Raw genomic sequence first — 16,297 nt, 5'->3', positions numbered from 1 at the left:
GTTCCTTCACGCCGCAGATGGCGTGATTTAGCCGCAGGTGCCGAGGGCGCCGCGGCCTGTTCTGAGGAGTACGCATGGCTGTCTACAACTACGACGTGGTGGTGCTGGGTTCCGGCCCGGCAGGAGAAGGCGCGGCAATGAACGCCGCCAAAGCAGGACGCAAGGTGGCGATGGTCGATAGCCGTCGCCAGGTCGGCGGTAACTGCACCCACCTGGGCACCATCCCGTCCAAGGCCTTGCGTCACTCGGTGCGGCAGATCATGCAGTTCAACACCAACCCGATGTTCCGGGCCATTGGTGAGCCGCGCTGGTTCTCGTTCCCGGACGTGCTCAAAAGCGCCGAGAAAGTCATCTCCAAGCAAGTCGCTTCGCGCACCGGCTACTACGCCCGTAACCGTGTCGACGTGTTCTTCGGCACCGGCAGCTTCGCCGACGAGCAAACCATCGAAGTGGTCTGCGCCAACGGCGTGGTCGAGAAACTGGTGGCCAAGCACATCATCATCGCCACCGGCTCGCGTCCTTATCGCCCGGCGGATATCGATTTCCACCACCCGCGTATCTACGATAGCGACACCATCCTGAGCCTCGGCCACACCCCGCGCAAACTCATCGTTTATGGCGCCGGCGTGATCGGTTGCGAGTACGCCTCGATCTTCAGTGGCCTGGGTGTACTGGTTGAGCTGGTGGACAACCGCGGTCAGTTGCTGAGCTTCCTGGACTCGGAAATCTCCCAGGCCCTGAGCTATCACTTCAGCAACAACAACATCACCGTGCGCCACAACGAAGATTATGACCGCGTCGAAGGCGTGGACAATGGCGTGATCCTGCACCTCAAGTCCGGCAAGAAGATCAAGGCCGACGCCTTGCTCTGGTGTAACGGCCGTACCGGCAACACCGATCAGTTGGGCCTGGAAAACATTGGCGTGAAGGTCAACAGCCGTGGCCAGATCGAAGTGGACGAGGCTTACCGCACCTGCAAGCCGAACATCTACGGCGCCGGTGACGTGATTGGTTGGCCGAGCCTGGCCAGTGCCGCTCATGACCAGGGCCGTTCGGCCGCTGGCAGCATCGTCGACAACCACAGCTGGCGCTTCGTCAATGACGTGCCAACCGGCATCTACACCATCCCGGAGATCAGCTCGATCGGCAAGAACGAGCAGGAGCTGACCCAGGCCAAGGTGCCGTACGAAGTGGGCAAGGCGTTCTTCAAGAGCATGGCGCGCGCGCAGATTGCCGGCGAGCCGCAAGGCATGCTGAAGATCCTGTTCCACCGCGAGACCCTGGAAGTGCTGGGCGTTCACTGCTTCGGTTATCAGGCGTCGGAGATCGTGCACATCGGCCAGGCGATCATGAACCAGCCGGGCGATCTGAACACGCTGAAGTACTTCGTCAACACCACGTTCAACTACCCGACCATGGCCGAAGCCTATCGGGTAGCGGCCTACGATGGCCTCAACCGGCTTTTTTGAGCGGCTCCGGCCGGTGGCCTGAGCCGGCCGGGGAGACCGATTTCAGCAATTCTCGAGCGTGGCGCTGGCCAAACCGGGAAAGTCTGTAATCAGGCTGTCAACGCCGAAGTCGGCGAGCCTGCGCATTAGCGCGGGCTCGTTGACTGTCCATACCGACACATGCAGCCCCTGGCGCTGCGCCTTCTCCAGGCGTTCCGGCGTACACAGGGTCCAGTTCAGCGCGAGAAACTCACAGCCATAGCTTTGCGCGACCTTCAACGGGTCGAGCCAGGCGTATTCGGCTACCAGCCCGCGGGACACGTCCGGCACCAGATCCAGTGCAGCCTTCAATACTTCCCGTGAACTCGAGGTGATGGTGACCTTGTCGAGCATGCCGAAACGCTGGGCCATTTCGCGAATCGCCAGCACGGTGGTGGCGGCGCGGGTGCGCGAAGCGCTTTTGACTTCCAGCTGCCAATGCTCGAAATCGCATTGTTCGAACAGTTCTTCGAGGGTCGGGATCGGGCACGGTTTGATCCAGCCCGGGCCGCCTTTGCGCGCGTCGTAGGTCTTAAGCTCCGCCGCCGTATGTTCGACGACCTTGCCGCGCCGTTCGGTGGTGCGCTTGAGCGTCGGGTCATGAATGACCATCAGCTCGTTGTCCTTGGACAGGTGCAAGTCCAGTTCGCAACGCCGCACGCCGTGCTTGAGGCATTGCTGAAAGCTGGTCAGGGTGTTTTCCGGTGCTTCGCCCTTGGCGCCGCGATGGCCGTAGATGAGGGTCACGGTTCTTCCTTAATTTAGAGGCCTGAGTCGTTTTGTTCGCGGGCCAGGCGACGTTCCTGGGCCTGCTTCTGCAAGATATAGCGGGCGAGCAATTGGCGCTGGGCATCGGTGGGGTGTTCAAACTCGGTGCCGATGTCGTAGCCGTCGCCCTTGGGATCGCAATGGGTCACCCGGGCGCGCAGCAGCAGGCCAAGGGCTTGCGGCATCAGCACCAGCTTGATCGACAGGCGCGCCCCGGTGGCAATCGGCGTGGGGTGCTGAAAGTCGACGCCGCCTTCGGAGATGATCACCGGTTGCGGCTCGCCAATCTGCCCCAGCACGGTGAGGGCGATCACCTGGCTCAGCAGGTCGATGCGTTTGTTCTGGGATTTCAAGAATGCCGCAAGGTTGCGGTCGCGTTCACTGATCTGGCGCAACAGGTGTTGCGATTCGAATTCGCTCAGGTGCAATTCGCTGAGCAAATTGAACAGTGGAGAAGCATCCTGCAACACTTCCTGGCCCGCGGCTTCGACAGCGGACAAAGGCCGAATTTCCAGTGCGATCGTGTCCTCGATACGGTAGTATTCGCGGCGATCTTCTTCATCTAATGTCGACATGGCGAACCCATGGTAGCGGCGGTGGTCTGAGTGTAAAGCTGGTTATCGACCCCCGCCACAAGGACGTTCCTTTTCCCTCCGAACAAGCCCCGACATGTTCAGACCTCTCTTCGTATTTATTGGCACGCGTTATACCCGTGCAAAGCGTCGCAATCATTTTGTGTCGTTCATTTCCCTGACCTCCATGATCGGGCTCGCCCTGGGCGTGGTCGTGATGATCGTGGTGCTGTCGGTCATGAACGGCTTCGATCATGAGATGCGCACCCGCGTGCTGGGCATGGTGCCCCACGCGACCATCGAGTCCGGTGAACCGATCAGCGACTGGCCAAGCCTGGCGGCCAAGGTCAAGCAGAACCCGCAGGTGACGGCGGTAGCGCCGTTTACCCAGATGCAGGGGTTGCTGACCAACAACGGCAAGGTGTCCAAGGTGCTGCTCAATGCCATCGACCCGGCGCTGGAGCGCCAGGTGTCGATCATCGACAAGTTCATGCTGCAGGGCAAACTCGACGACCTGGCGCCCGGCAGTTTCGGCATCGTCATCGGCGACAAGGCCGCCGCCAAGCTGGGTGCTGCGATCGGCGACAAGCTGACCTTCGTGGCGCCGGAAGTCACCGTGACCCCGGCCGGGATGTTCCCGCGCATGAAGCGCTTTACCGTGGTCGGCATTTTCCATGTCGGCGCCGGTGAGATCGACGGTTACCTGGGCGTCACCAACCTCCAGGACCTGGCGAAACTGCATCGCTGGAAGCCGGATCAGGTGCAGGGCATCCGCCTCAAGTTCGACGACCTGTTCCAGGCGCCCCGTACCGCGTGGAACATCGCCCAGCAACTTGGCGAAGACCGTTACTACGCGCGTGACTGGACCCGTACCCACGGCAACCTGTACCAGGCGATTCGCATGGAAAAAGCCATGATCGGCCTGCTGTTGCTGCTGATTGTGGCCGTGGCCGCGTTCAACATCATCTCCACCCTGGTGATGGTGGTGAACGACAAGAAGGGTGACATCGCGATCCTGCGCACCCTGGGTGCGACGCCACGCACCATCATGGCGATCTTCATGGTGCAGGGCACGGTGATCGGGGTGTTCGGTACGCTGATCGGCGCCGTGGTCGGGATTTTCGCCGCGCTGAACGTCAGCGCAGCGATCTCGGCCCTCGAAGGCCTGATTGGCCACAAGTTCCTGAACGCCGATGTGTACTTCATCGATTACCTGCCGTCGCAAGTGCAGAGCCAGGACGTGGTGATGGTCTGTGCCGCCGCGTTGATCCTGAGTTTCCTCGCCACCCTGTATCCAGCCTGGCGTGCCGCGCGCACCCAGCCTGCGGAGGCGCTACGTTATGAGTGAATTGGGCATGAGTGAAAAAGCAATCCTGAGCTGCCGCAACCTGGGCAAGTCCTACGAGGAAGGTCCGGAATCGGTCGAGGTCCTGGCGGGGCTGCAACTGGAGTTGCACCCAGGTGAGCGTGTCGCCATCGTCGGCACCTCGGGTTCGGGCAAGAGTACCTTGCTCAACCTGTTGGGCGGCCTCGATACGCCGACCCAGGGCAGCGTGTGGCTCGACGGGGAAGAGCTGTCGGCCCTGAGCGAGAAGAATCGCGGCCTGTTGCGCAATCGGTCGCTGGGTTTCGTCTACCAGTTCCACCACTTGCTGCCGGAATTCACCGCGCTGGAAAACGTCTGCATGCCGCTGCTGATTGGCAAGACTGCGATCCCCGAGGCGCGCCAGCGTGCCACGGCGTTGCTGGAGCGGGTAGGGCTGGGCCATCGCCTGGAGCACAAGCCGGCCGAACTGTCCGGTGGCGAACGCCAGCGTGTGGCCATCGCTCGCGCCCTGGTGAACAAGCCTGGCCTGGTGATGCTCGACGAGCCCACCGGCAACCTCGACTCCCACACCGCCCAGGGCATCCAGGACTTGATGCTGGAACTCAGCACTTCGATGCGCACGGCGTTCCTGGTGGTGACTCACGACATGAACCTGGCCCGCCAGATGGATCGCGTCCTGCATCTGCAGGAAGGCCGCCTGACGCCTATCTGACTGGTCGAAACCCGGGGTCTGCAACGACCTCGGGTCATTTATTTTTATACGGTGCCCCAGCGAATGTTCAGACCGTTATCGATCTTCATCGGCGCGCGCTACACCCGCGCCAAGCGTCGCAATCGCTTCGTGTCCTTCATCTCGATGACCTCGATGATCGGTCTCGCCCTGGGCGTGCTCGCCATGATCGTGGTGCTGTCGGTGATGAACGGCTTCCAGCGCGAGATGAGCTCGCGCATCCTCGGCATGGTGCCGCATGCGACCATCGTCGGCGTCAACCCGATCGACGACTGGCAGCCGGTGGCCGCCGCCGCCATGAAAAACCCCGAAGTGACCGCCGCCGTGCCGTTCACCGAGATGGAAGGCATGCTGTCCTACAAGGGCACGATGCAGCCGATCCAGGTCAGCGGCGTCGACCCGGCGCTCGAAGGCCAGGTGTCGATCGTCGCCAAGCATATCGTCCAGGGGCGCCTGGATGCGCTCAAGCCAGGTGAGTTCGGCGTGGTGGTCGGTGAAATCACGGCCCGGCGTTTTCGCTTGAACGTGGGCGACAAGATCACCCTGATCGTGCCGGAAGTGAGCACGGCGCCGGGCGGCATCACGCCGCGTATGCAGCGCCTGAACGTGGTGGGTGTGTTCAAGGTTGGCGCCGAGCTGGACGGCTCGATGGCGCTGATTCATGTGGCCGATGCCGCGCAGATGCAGCACTGGCAGCCGAACCAGGTACAAAGCGTGCGCCTGGCGGTGAAGGACTTGTACGCGGCACCGAAGGTCTCCAGCGATATTGCCGGCAGTCTCGGCAGCGCCTACCGGGCGGATGACTGGACCCACACCCAGGGCAGCCTGTTCAGTGCGATGAAGATGGAAAAGACCATGATCGGCCTGCTGTTGCTGATGATCGTCGCCGTCGCCGCCTTCAACATCATTGCCACCCTGATCATGGTGGTGAACGACAAGGGCGCGGACATCGCGATCCTGCGCACCATCGGCGCCACGCCACGGCAGATCATGGCGATCTTCATGGTGCAGGGCACCGTGATCGGGATCGTCGGGACCATGATTGGTGGGGTGCTGGGCGTGATTGCAGCGCTGAACGTCAGCGAGCTGGTGGGTTGGGTGGAGCGCGTGAGCGGGCAGCACATCTTCAGTTCGGATGTGTACTTCGTCAGCAACCTGCCTTCGGAACTGCAGGCTGGTGATGTGCTGTTGATCTGCTCGGCGGGGTTCGTGTTGAGCTTTTTGGCCACGGTGTACCCGGCGTGGCGAGCGGCGAAGATCGAGCCGGCGCATGCTCTACGGTATTCGTAAGCCCTGACCCCGCCCCCCCGTAGGAGCTGCCGCAGGCTGCGATCCTTTGATCTTGCTCTTAAAAAACAGGATCAAAAGATCGCAGCCTTCGGCAGCTCCTGCCGGGGCGGGGGTCAGACTCCTTTTGGCAGCTCAATCAAAAACCGCGTCCAGCCATCCCCCGATTCACACCGAATCTGCCCGCCATGGGCCCTGATGATCGACTGGGTAATCGCCAGGCCCAGCCCCGCATGTTCACTGCTGCCTTCCTGCCGCGCAGGGTCCGCCCGATAAAAGCGGTCAAACAAGCGCGGCAGCAGCTCGGCGGCAATCCCTTCGCCCGTGTTCTCGACCACCAGTTCCAACACCTTGGGTTGCTGGCTGATCCGCACGCGCACCTCACCCTCCGCCGGGGTAAACCGCAAGGCATTGTCCAGCAGATTGGAGAGCGCGCCGCGCAGCATGTTGCGATCACCCTCCATACTGGCAGTGCCTTCACGGCTCAATGTCACCCGTGCGTCTTCCGCCAGGGGGGCGAAAAACTCCAGCAGCACATCCACTTCCTGTCCAAGGTCGAGCGGTTCGCGGGTGGGCATCAACAACCCGTGATCGGCCTTGGCCAGGTACAGCATGTCGTTGACCAGCTGCGCCATCCATTGCAGCTCTTCAAGATTGCTGTGCAGCGCCTCGCGGTAATCCTCCAGCGGTCGCGGGCGCGTGAGGGTGACCTGGGTGTGGGTCAGCAAGTTTGACAGCGGCGTGCGCAGCTCATGGGCGATGTCGGCGGAGAAAGCCGACAGTCGCTGGAATGAGTCGTCGAGACGTTCCAGCATGGCGTTGAAGTGGTGGGCCATTTGCGCAAGTTCGGGTGGCATCTGCTCTTCGGGCAATCGGGCGTTCAGCGACTGGGCCGACACCCCGCGCGCCACTTCGCTCATGCGCCGCAGCGGCCGCAAGCCACTGCGCGCCGCCCAGGCCCCAAGCAGCGCAGTGGCCAGCGCCGAGAGGCCGACGGTCAGCCAGATCAGGCGCTGCATGCGCTGCAGGAAGTGCTGGTGATGGGTGATGTCGAGCAGCAGGGTCAATTGCGGCGAGTCGGGTTGGCCCGGATAGAGCGGGGCGCTGAGCACTCGATAGTCGGTGCCTGCGTGGCGGGTGGTGGACAAGCCTGCTGTCAGTGGAAGTTGTTCCGGCAGCTGCGCCGAGCTGTCGTACCAGCGCCGGCCGTCAGCCCCGGTGATGCGCAGTGCCAGGTCGGCCTGGCGGCTCAATTCATCGGCGAGCCTGGCCTGGCTGTCGCTCGATTGAATGTCGTGCAGCGCCCGACGCAAGCCAATCAATTTGCCGTCCAGCAACTGTTGATCCAACTCGATGAAATGCGCCTCGCTGGCACGGCTGAACAGCACGCCGGCGATCAGTGAAACCACCGCCGTACAGGCAGCAAACAGCAGCGCCAGGCGGCTGCTCAAGGACAGACGAGGCATCAGGCAGAGCGCTCTTCGAGGACGTAACCCATGCCGCGCACGGTGTGGATCAGCTTGTTGGGGAAGTCATCATCAATCTTCAGGCGCAACCGGCGGATCGCCACTTCGATAACGTTGGTGTCGCTGTCGAAATTCATGTCCCACACCTGTGAAGCGATCAGCGACTTGGGCAACACCTCGCCCTGACGGCGCAACAGCATTTCCAGCAAGGCAAATTCCTTGGCGGTGAGGTCGATGCGCTGCCCACTGCGTTCAACCCGGCGCCGGATCAGGTCCAGGCGCAGGTCCGCCAGTTGCAAGCTGGTGTCCTGGGGCGGGGCGCTGCCACGGCGTAACAGGCTGCGCACCCGCGCCAGTAATTCGGAGAAGGCAAAGGGTTTTACCAGATAATCGTCGGCCCCCAGCTCCAGGCCATGGACCCGGTCCTCCACGGCGTCACGGGCGGTGAGAAACAGCACTGGCGTGTCGAGGCCTGCGCCGCGCACGGCCTGCAAAATTTGCCAGCCATCGCGCCCGGGCAGCATCACATCAAGAATCAACAACGCGTATTCGCCGCTCAGTGCCAGCTGTTGACCAGTGCTGCCGTCGGCCACCAACTCGGTATTGAACCCGGCCTCGGTCAGGCCCTGGCGCAGGTATTGGCCGGTTTTCGCTTGGTCTTCGACGATCAACAGTTTCATGGAGAGCTCGGGGTCAATGGAACGAAGGCTTTATACCGTGGGCCGCGCGAGTGCAGGCCAACCTGACAAAGTTGTAATCTGCCTGTCAGGTTATGGGCAGTCGTGGCAGTTTAGAGTTTTCTACAGGCTGAACCTTATCTTGTTGGAGAAGACCCATGTTTTTGCGCAAACCCGTGCTGTTGACCGCATGCCTGCTGGCGCTGAGCGCCCCGGCGTGGGCGTCGCCGGCGCACTCCGTCGATTTTGGTCAGCCGGCCCCGGCAGCCAAGGCGACCCGCAGCATTGAAGTGGTCATGGGTGACATGTCGTTCGATCCTCGGGCAATCAAGGTCAAGGCGGGGGAGACCGTCCGTTTTGTGTTGGTCAATAAAGGCCAGTTGCTGCACGAGTTCAACCTCGGCGATGCAGCCATGCATGCCCAACATCAACAGGCCATGCTGCAGATGCAGCAAAGCGGCATGCTGACACCGACCGGCATGAAGGGCATGGATCACGCCGCCATGGGGCATGGCATGAAGCACGATGACCCCAACAGCGTGCTGGTCGAGCCCGGCAAAACCGCCGAACTGACCTGGAACTTCACCAAACCCACCAGCCTCGAGTTCGCCTGCAACATCCCCGGCCACTACCAGGCCGGCATGGTCGGCAAACTAACCATCGAATCCCCGTAGCCGCTGCGCATGAGCTGTGTAGGAGCTGTCGAGTGCAACGAGGCTGCGATCTTTCCAAAACCACCCAATTCCCAATCCCCAACCCCCAACAAAACCCCTGAACACTGATAGAATCCCCTGATTCTTCAGTCAGGTTTCCGCCATGCATCCCGCAGCCGAACACTCGCCGCTGGGTAAATCCAGCGAATACATCGCCACCTACACGCCGTCCCTGCTGTTCCCGATCCCGCGCACCGCAAAATGGGCCGAGCTCGGCCTGACGGCGCAAACCCTGCCGTACACGGGTGTGGACTTCTGGAACTGCTTCGAGCTGTCGTGGTTGCTGCCTTCCGGCAAGCCCGTGGTGGCGATCGGCGAATTCAGCATTCCGGCGGACTCGCCGAATATCATCGAGTCGAAGTCGTTCAAGCTGTACCTCAACTCGCTGAACCAGACGCCATTCGCTGACACGGCAAGCCTTGAGGCAACCCTTGCCAAGGACTTGTCCGCTGCCGCCGGCAAACCGGTGGGCGTGCGCATCCGCAGCCTGAAGGAGGTGGAGGCCGAAGGCGTCGTCGCATTGCCGGGCGTGTGCATCGACGACCTCGATATCAGTGTCAGCAACTACGAACACCCGCGTCCGGAGCTGCTGCGTTGCGATGATTCGCGCATCGTCGAGGAGAGCGTCCACAGCCATCTGCTCAAATCCAATTGCCCGGTCACCAGCCAGCCGGATTGGGGCAGTGTGGCAGTCGAATACCGTGGTGCGGCGCTGGATCACGCGAGCCTGCTGGAGTACATCGTCAGCTTCCGCCAGCATTCGGACTTCCATGAGCAGTGTGTTGAGCGGATCTTCCTTGACCTGCAACGGTTGCTCAAACCCGAGAAGCTGACCGTGTATGCGCGTTATGTGCGCCGTGGCGGTCTGGATATCAACCCGTATCGCAGTACCGAAGCCGTGCAACTGCCGAACCACCGCCTGGTCCGCCAATAAAGAACTCGTGCTCCCACTGGGAAAGCATTGCACATTGCGCACAATAAAAAGCCCCGCCATCACTGGCGGGGCTTTTTTGTCTCGGGCGAATTCAGATACCCATGTTGCCCAGCGCCTGCACAATGTTGCGCAAGGTGCCAGCAAGGGTCGGGTGCTCGATTTCGAAGCGCTCGACCGCCAGGTTCACATTATCGGACAAGCTTGAATCCTGGGTTTTGGTCTCAAGCTCAAGCTCAAGTTCGATCTGCTGCATCAGTACGCGCAGGTCTTCACGCTCCACTTCCGTCAGTGGCGGATTCTGTTCCAGTTGCTCGCGCAGGGTATTGAGCTGTTCTTGCAGTTCGCGGGCAGGCATGACGTTCTTCCTTTTATCGATAGGCACTGGCATAGACCGCAGCAGCGCGCCAAAGGTCTATGGCTTGCCTTTAGATTAATCCACTCGCGGGCAACCTGCATGCGTTGATCGTGGCGAGGCGCCAATCAGGGCTTTTCGCCCTTGAGCCGGCGCAGGCTGATGTCCGCCAGGCAAGTGTCGAGTTCGCCCAGGTGGTCGATCACTGAATGCACGCCCAGGCCGAACAGTTGCACGGTGGCCTTGCCGCGTTTGAGCTCGCGCTGCTGTGCGCTCAACGCCTGCCATTCATTCGGCGCCAGCCCGCACAGCGATCCGCAGGAGGCCAGGCCGATGGTCCACAAACCGGCGTTCAGGCCTGACTGCAGCAGCCGCGGCTCACCGCTCACCAGCACGCAGCCATCCAGTTGGGCAACGTTGAGGGCCATCAAGGCTTCCCAGCAGGCATGGGGGGACGGCCATGGATTGTTTGTTGCAAGTTGTGTCGAAGGTTTGATCCATTCCGGCAACGCGAGCGCCAGGGAGTGGCTGAGGGCAGGGGGCAGTTCATCGAGCCAGGCACAGGGGATTTGCTGTCGCTGCAAGCTGTGCAGACTGTCCAGGGCGCCAGGCGTGGCTTCGGCATGCTCCCCTTGATGGCCGGCGTGTTGGCGGGTGCGCGCGCCGAAATCCACCAGGCAGCCACTGAGGCCAAACAACACGGCGGTCAGGCGGGGCGCGGCGAGGGGCAAGGGTTCGGCGTGCGGCATTTCAGCATCCTTGAAATAGTACCGAGGCTATTGGACGCGGGTGACAGTTGAGTGACACTGCTGTTATCGACCGTAAGGCCACCTGTACTTGCGCGCGGGCTTACGGCGATGCTGCCTAAAACGGCCTTTACGTCTTATACTAGCCAGCTCAACGCTTGGGCCCAGAGCCCGCGTCAGTACAATCCAAGGAGTTTTTCTATGCGCTGGAGCAACCTTCTAGCTCAGCTGTGTGTGTGTTCCAGCGTGTTGCTGGTGCCTTTCGTTGCCCAGGCAGCCACGGAAGAAGACCCTTGGGAAAGCGTCAACCGCCCGATCTACAAATTCAACGACGTACTCGACACCTATGCGCTGAAGCCATTGGCCCAGGGTTACCAGTACGTGACGCCGCAGTTTGTCGAAGATGGCATTCACAACTTCTTCCGCAACATCGGTGACGTGCGCAACCTCGCCAACAATGTGCTGCAGGCCAAGCCGGCTGCAGCGGGCGTCGATACTGCGCGCCTGATCTTCAACACCACGTTTGGCCTGCTGGGCTTCATTGACGTCGGTACCCGCATGGGCCTTCAACGTAACGATGAAGACTTTGGCCAGACCCTGGGTTACTGGGGTGTCCCGAGTGGCCCGTACGTGATGCTGCCGTTACTCGGCCCGAGCACCTTGCGCGATGCGCCGGCCAGGTACCCGGACTCCTATGTCGGCGCCTATCGCTATGTCGACGACGTCGCCGTGCGCAACTCGTTCATGGCGCTGGATGTGGTCGATGCCCGCGCCAGCCTGCTGTCGGCCGAGAAGCTGATCAACGGCGACAAGTACGTGTTCATCCGTAACGCCTACCTGCAGAATCGTGAATTCAAGGTCAAGGACGGTCAGGTCGAAGACGATTTCTGATTTCGACCAGGCATAAGGAAAGGCGGCCATTGTGCCGCCTTTTTCAATGTCCGGATCACGCAAACTCCAGGTTTTACGGGGCTGGGCATGCGTTTTGCGCACCGAGTCTTACCTAACATTGAGTTACGGTTTTAGCGGTTCTTATAACTACTGGTCATTTGCCAGGTAAAGTCCTCAAGTGACCTTCGCCACGAGCTTGAAACGCCCAGCGGATGGGAGTACCGTCTGCGCCTTAGAGGGCACCTCTGGTGTGAGCTGTGCGTAGGGCAAAAGCCCGAAACCGGCGCGTCAGAGAGGCTAGAAAGCGAATCCAGTAGTGAGAGCCGGGTCTGAACCCCGCCTGCTACGCCAACCTAATTCTGGCGCCGTTTGCCCACATGCCAAAAACCAGTGCCACGCTGCTGATAATCGATGATGACGAAGTAGTGCGCGCGAGTCTCGCCGCCTATTTGGAAGACAGTGGTTTCAGCGTCCTGCAGGCCAGCAATGGCCAGCAAGGTCTTCAGGTATTCGAGCAAGACAAGCCCGACCTGGTCATCTGCGATCTGCGCATGCCACAGATGGGCGGACTCGAACTTATCCGTCAGGTCACCGAGCGGTCTGCGCAAACCCCGGTCATTGTGGTTTCGGGTGCCGGCGTGATGAATGACGCGGTCGAGGCCCTGCGCCTGGGCGCGGCTGACTACCTGATCAAGCCTCTCGAAGATCTGGCTGTGCTCGAGCACTCCGTGCGCCGGGCCCTGGATCGCGCGCGCCTGCTGCTGGAGAACCAGCGCTACCGTGAGAAGCTGGAGAAAGCCAACCGCGAGCTGGCAGCCAGCCTCAACCTGCTGCAGGAAGATCAGAACGCCGGTCGCCAGGTGCAGATGAACATGCTGCCGGTCAGCCCCTGGACCGTCGATGAGTTCCAGTTCGCTCACCAAATCATCCCGTCGCTGTACCTGTCGGGTGATTTTGTCGACTATTTCCGTGTCGATGAGCGTCGGGTAGCCTTCTACCTGGCGGACGTTTCCGGTCACGGCGCTTCGTCAGCCTTCGTCACCGTGCTGTTGAAGTTCATGACCACGCGCTTGCTGTTCGAATCCAAGCGCAGCGGTACATTGCCGGAATTCAAGCCTTCAGAGGTGCTTGGTCATATCAACCGAGGCCTGATCAGTTGTAAGCTGGGTAAACACGTCACAATGGTCGGTGGAGTCATCGACGAGGAGACAGGTTTGTTGACCTATAGCATCGGTGGTCATTTGCCGTTGCCTGTGTTGTACACGCCAGACAGTGTTCGTTATCTGGAAGGGCGCGGTCTGCCGGTGGGCCTCTTCAATGAAGCCACCTACGAAGACCACGTACTGGAACTGCCACCGACCTTCAGCTTGACGCTGATGTCCGATGGCATCCTGGACCTTCTGCCAGAGCCTACACTGAAGGAAAAAGAAGCGGCTTTGCCCCAGCGGGTCAAGGCAGCGGGCGGCACCCTGGATGGGTTGCGGCAGGTTTTTGGATTGGCCACGCTTGGGGAGATGCCGGATGATATCGCCCTGTTGGTGTTGAGCAGGAATCTTTAATGAGTACCGGTAGAATCCAGTTCGCCGAGCAGGACGGCACCTTCGTCCTGAAGTTCGTCGGTGAAGTTCGCCTGACCCTGTGTTCGGCGTTGGATGCGACTATTGAGCGGATCTTCACGGCGTTGAATTTCAACGCCATCGTGATCGACCTGACCGAGACCCGTAGCATCGACAGCACCACCCTTGGCCTGCTGGCCAAATTGTCGATCCTGTCGCGGCAAAAAGTCGGCCTGCTGCCGACCGTCGTCACCACCCACGAAGACATCACCCGTCTGCTGCAGTCCATGGGCTTCGAGCAGGTGTTCAACATAGTTGACCGCCCGATCCCGTGCCCTGAGTGCCTGACCGACCTGCCAGACCAGGATCAGTCGGAAGAAGTGGTGCGGATCAAAGTGCTGGAAGCGCACAAGATTCTGATGGGGCTCAACGACTCCAACCGTGAAGCCTTCCATGACCTGGTGAACGCGCTCGAGCGCCACTGATACTGTCAAATTCCCACACTGGAATTCACACACAAAAAAGGCGAACCCCTGAGGGTTCGCCTTTTTGCACTGCCTTGGACTAGATCACAGCTTGGCTTGCAGAAGCGACTCAAGCTTTTCCTGATCCCGGGCAAACTGGCGAATCCCCTCAGCCAGCTTCTCCGTCGCCATTGCATCCTCGTTGGACAACCAACGGAACTGCGCTTCATTCAAGCTCAGGCGCGCCTCACCGGCATGCCCAGGGGCCAACTTGCGCTCCAGCTTGCCGTTGTCCGCCGCCAGTTTCTCCAGCAGCTCCGGGCTGATGGTCAGGCGATCACAGCCTGCCAGTTGCTCGATCTGGTTCAGGTTGCGGAAGCTCGCGCCCATGACCACGGTCTTGTAGTCATTGGCCTTGTAGTAGTTGTAGATACGGGTCACCGACTGCACGCCCGGATCGTCCGCGCCGGTGTAGTCGCTGCCATTGGCTTTCTTGTACCAGTCGTAGATGCGGCCCACGAACGGCGAAATCAGGAACACGCCAGCGTCGGCACAGGCCGCTGCCTGGGCGAACGAGAACAGCAGGGTGAGGTTGGTCTGGATGCCTTCCTTCTCCAGCTTCTCGGCGGCACGAATGCCCTCCCAGGTAGAGGCGATCTTGATCAGCACGCGGTCACGGCCCACGCCTGCCTTGTCATAGAGCTCGATCAGGCGGTGCGCGCGCTTCAATACCGCGTCAGTGTCGAACGACAGGCGCGCATCCACTTCAGTGGAAATCCGCCCCGGTACTACCTTGAGAATTTCCTGCCCGACCGCGACGCCAAAACGATCGCTGGCCAGCCCTACGTCACCTTTGCAGTCATGCACACACGCATTCAGCAACTCGGCGTAGCCAGAGATTGCAGCGGCTTTGAGCAGCAGCGAAGGGTTAGTGGTAGCGTCTACCGGCTTGACCCGGGCAATGGCTTCGAAGTCGCCAGTGTCGGCAACCACGGTGGTCATTTGTTTCAGTTGTTCCAGCTTGGAAGTCATGGGCGTGCTCTGTCCTTTGGATCTGATGACATTACCCGAGCGCTGACAGCCACTCAAGGGCGCGTGTACCTATCGAAGGCCCCAGCGGCAACAACCTGAAAACGGCTGTTTGAAAGGTGGGGCACGGTGTTGATAAATACGATGCCGAAATGCGGAACTGGTTCAACCGAGCTGACCAAGCAGTAAAAGCCGTAGCAGCGTATAAGCGTAGGAGCGTAGGAGCTGTCGAGTGAAACGAGGCTGCGATCTTTTTAAAAACGGCTGCGATCACCCCCCCCCCCGGCATCAACGCCCCTCCAGCAACTCCGCCGCCTGATCCAGCAACGCCAAAGGCTCCTTGGCCTTGTGAATATCCACCGACAACAACTGCCGAAACCTGCGCGCGCCAGGGAATCCCGTACCCAACCCCAGCACATGCCGGGTGATATGGTGCATCGACCCACCCGCAGCAATATGCGCCGCAATATACGGCCGCAACTGCGCCAGCGCCTCAGCCCGGCTGATCACCGGCGCAGTGCTGCCGAACAGCTGTTGATCCACCTCGGCCATCACATAGGGATTGTGATACGCCTCGCGCCCCAGCATCACCCCGTCGAAAGTCTGCAAATGCTCACGGCAGGCCTCCAGCGTCTTGATCCCGCCATTCAGGATGATCTCCAGATCCGGGAAGTCAGTCTTCAACTGCGCCGCCACGTCATAACGCAGCGGCGGAATATCGCGGTTCTCCTTCGGCGACAACCCCTCCAGGATCGCAATCCGCGCATGCACGGTAAAACTCGTGCACCCGGCATCCCGCACAGTGCCTACGAAGTCGCATAACTGCTCATAACTGTCCCGGCCATTGATGCCGATCCGATGCTTCACCGTCACCGGAATCGACACCGCATCACGCATCGCCTTCACACAATCCGCCACCAACTGCGGATGCCCCATCAACACCGCGCCAATCATGTTGTTCTGCACCCGATCACTCGGGCAGCCCACATTCAGGTTCACCTCGTCATAGCCGTGCTCCTGGGCCATGCGAGCGCAGGCAGCGAGGTCCAGCGGGACGCTACCGCCCAACTGCAGGGCCAGCGGGTGCTCGGCTGCGTTGTGACGCAGGAAACGCTCGTGATCGCCATTGAGGAGCGCGCCGGTGGTGACCATCTCGGTGTAGAGGAGGGCGTGCTTGGAGAGCAGGCGCAGGAAGAATCGGCAGTGGCGGTCTGTCCAATCCATCATCGGCGCGACGGAAAAGCGACGGGAGAGCGGTGCAGGTGTGGCAATGGCTGAAGGCATCGGGGGAATCTGGA

The 16,297-nt window shown here is 60.8% G+C and carries 17 protein-coding genes; 9 read left to right on the top strand and 8 right to left on the bottom strand.

The window, feature by feature from the left end; translation table 11 throughout:
- Positions 1-74: 74 nt before the first annotated feature.
- Entirely contained in the window at positions 75-1,469 is a 1,395-nt protein-coding gene (gene sthA, locus HYI44_RS23095; protein WP_045062459.1) for a Si-specific NAD(P)(+) transhydrogenase, read from the top strand.
- Positions 1,470-1,511: 42 nt separating this feature from the next.
- Here the strand turns inward: sthA and HYI44_RS23090 are convergent, their stop codons facing one another.
- Together HYI44_RS23090 and HYI44_RS23085 are read right to left on the bottom strand one after the other, a co-directional pair.
- On the bottom strand, positions 1,512-2,234 hold the full coding sequence (locus HYI44_RS23090; protein ID WP_122838174.1) for a glycerophosphodiester phosphodiesterase: 723 nt from the start codon (positions 2,232-2,234) through the stop codon (positions 1,512-1,514).
- Positions 2,235-2,248: 14 nt separating this feature from the next.
- On the bottom strand, positions 2,249-2,830 hold the full coding sequence (locus HYI44_RS23085; protein WP_225570610.1) for a PilZ domain-containing protein: 582 nt from the start codon (positions 2,828-2,830) through the stop codon (positions 2,249-2,251).
- A gap of 94 nt (positions 2,831-2,924) precedes the next feature.
- Between HYI44_RS23085 and HYI44_RS23080 the strand changes: the two genes are divergently transcribed.
- The 3 genes from HYI44_RS23080 to HYI44_RS23070 all read left to right on the top strand — a co-directional run bounded on the left by HYI44_RS23080 (position 2,925) and on the right by HYI44_RS23070 (position 6,174).
- Positions 2,925-4,175, top strand: coding sequence for a lipoprotein-releasing ABC transporter permease subunit (locus HYI44_RS23080; RefSeq protein WP_045062466.1), 1,251 nt, complete (start codon positions 2,925-2,927; stop codon positions 4,173-4,175).
- A 7-nt stretch (positions 4,176-4,182) separates the two neighbouring features.
- The gene (gene lolD, locus HYI44_RS23075) at positions 4,183-4,866 is read left to right on the top strand and encodes a lipoprotein-releasing ABC transporter ATP-binding protein LolD (protein WP_163019364.1); all 684 of its coding nucleotides are present in this window, start codon (positions 4,183-4,185) and stop codon (positions 4,864-4,866) included.
- A gap of 63 nt (positions 4,867-4,929) precedes the next feature.
- Positions 4,930-6,174: a lipoprotein-releasing ABC transporter permease subunit gene (locus tag HYI44_RS23070; RefSeq protein WP_225570609.1), complete on the top strand. Its 1,245-nt coding sequence runs from the start codon at positions 4,930-4,932 to the stop codon at positions 6,172-6,174.
- Between the two features lie 113 nt (positions 6,175-6,287).
- Here HYI44_RS23070 and HYI44_RS23065 read toward each other — a convergent pair whose 3' ends face one another.
- Complete coding sequence (locus tag HYI44_RS23065; protein ID WP_225570608.1) at positions 6,288-7,637, bottom strand: heavy metal sensor histidine kinase; 1,350 nt, start codon at positions 7,635-7,637, stop codon at positions 6,288-6,290.
- Entirely contained in the window at positions 7,637-8,317 is a 681-nt protein-coding gene (locus HYI44_RS23060) for a heavy metal response regulator transcription factor (RefSeq protein WP_122838178.1), read from the bottom strand. Before HYI44_RS23060 ends, HYI44_RS23065 begins: the two co-directional genes overlap by 1 nt.
- A 155-nt stretch (positions 8,318-8,472) precedes the next feature.
- Between HYI44_RS23060 and HYI44_RS23055 the strand changes: the two genes are divergently transcribed.
- Together HYI44_RS23055 and queF are read left to right on the top strand one after the other, a co-directional pair.
- Entirely contained in the window at positions 8,473-8,988 is a 516-nt protein-coding gene (locus tag HYI44_RS23055) for a plastocyanin/azurin family copper-binding protein (RefSeq protein ID WP_225570607.1), read from the top strand.
- Between the two features lie 142 nt (positions 8,989-9,130).
- Positions 9,131-9,961 carry an NADPH-dependent 7-cyano-7-deazaguanine reductase QueF gene (queF, locus tag HYI44_RS23050; RefSeq protein WP_045062474.1) on the top strand — a complete coding sequence of 277 codons (831 nt, stop codon included), beginning with the start codon at positions 9,131-9,133 and terminating at the stop codon, positions 9,959-9,961.
- A gap of 91 nt (positions 9,962-10,052) precedes the next feature.
- Here queF and HYI44_RS23045 read toward each other — a convergent pair whose 3' ends face one another.
- Positions 10,053-10,316, bottom strand: coding sequence for a DUF4404 family protein (locus HYI44_RS23045; RefSeq protein ID WP_122838181.1), 264 nt, complete (start codon positions 10,314-10,316; stop codon positions 10,053-10,055).
- Between the two features lie 125 nt (positions 10,317-10,441).
- Entirely contained in the window at positions 10,442-11,062 is a 621-nt protein-coding gene (locus HYI44_RS23040; RefSeq protein WP_225570606.1) for an HAD family phosphatase, read from the bottom strand.
- A 198-nt stretch (positions 11,063-11,260) separates the two neighbouring features.
- Between HYI44_RS23040 and HYI44_RS23035 the strand changes: the two genes are divergently transcribed.
- From HYI44_RS23035 to rssC, 3 genes are all read left to right on the top strand, one after another.
- Complete coding sequence (locus HYI44_RS23035) at positions 11,261-11,950, top strand: VacJ family lipoprotein (protein WP_122838183.1); 690 nt, start codon at positions 11,261-11,263, stop codon at positions 11,948-11,950.
- A gap of 377 nt (positions 11,951-12,327) precedes the next feature.
- Entirely contained in the window at positions 12,328-13,509 is a 1,182-nt protein-coding gene (gene rssB, locus HYI44_RS23030; RefSeq protein WP_045062484.1) for a two-component system response regulator RssB, read from the top strand.
- On the top strand, positions 13,509-13,991 hold the full coding sequence (gene rssC, locus HYI44_RS23025; RefSeq protein WP_007935262.1) for an anti-sigma factor antagonist RssC: 483 nt from the start codon (positions 13,509-13,511) through the stop codon (positions 13,989-13,991). Before rssB ends, rssC begins: the two co-directional genes overlap by 1 nt.
- Before the next feature lie 84 nt (positions 13,992-14,075).
- On the opposite strand, the gene tal is transcribed toward rssC, so the two are convergent.
- Together tal and dusA are read right to left on the bottom strand one after the other, a co-directional pair.
- Positions 14,076-15,002, bottom strand: a complete 927-nt coding sequence (tal, locus tag HYI44_RS23020) for a transaldolase (protein WP_122838184.1) — start codon at positions 15,000-15,002, stop codon at positions 14,076-14,078.
- A 285-nt stretch (positions 15,003-15,287) separates the two neighbouring features.
- On the bottom strand, positions 15,288-16,283 hold the full coding sequence (gene dusA / locus HYI44_RS23015; RefSeq protein ID WP_225570605.1) for a tRNA dihydrouridine(20/20a) synthase DusA: 996 nt from the start codon (positions 16,281-16,283) through the stop codon (positions 15,288-15,290).
- Between the last annotated feature and the right edge of the window lie 14 nt (positions 16,284-16,297).

Origin of the sequence: Pseudomonas sp. Y24-6 (assembly GCF_020295325.1) — a bacterium.
GTDB lineage: Bacteria > Pseudomonadota > Gammaproteobacteria > Pseudomonadales > Pseudomonadaceae > Aquipseudomonas > Aquipseudomonas gregormendelii.
Note: the sequence above shows the minus strand (reverse complement) of the source record. Positions and strands in the feature narration are given on the sequence as shown.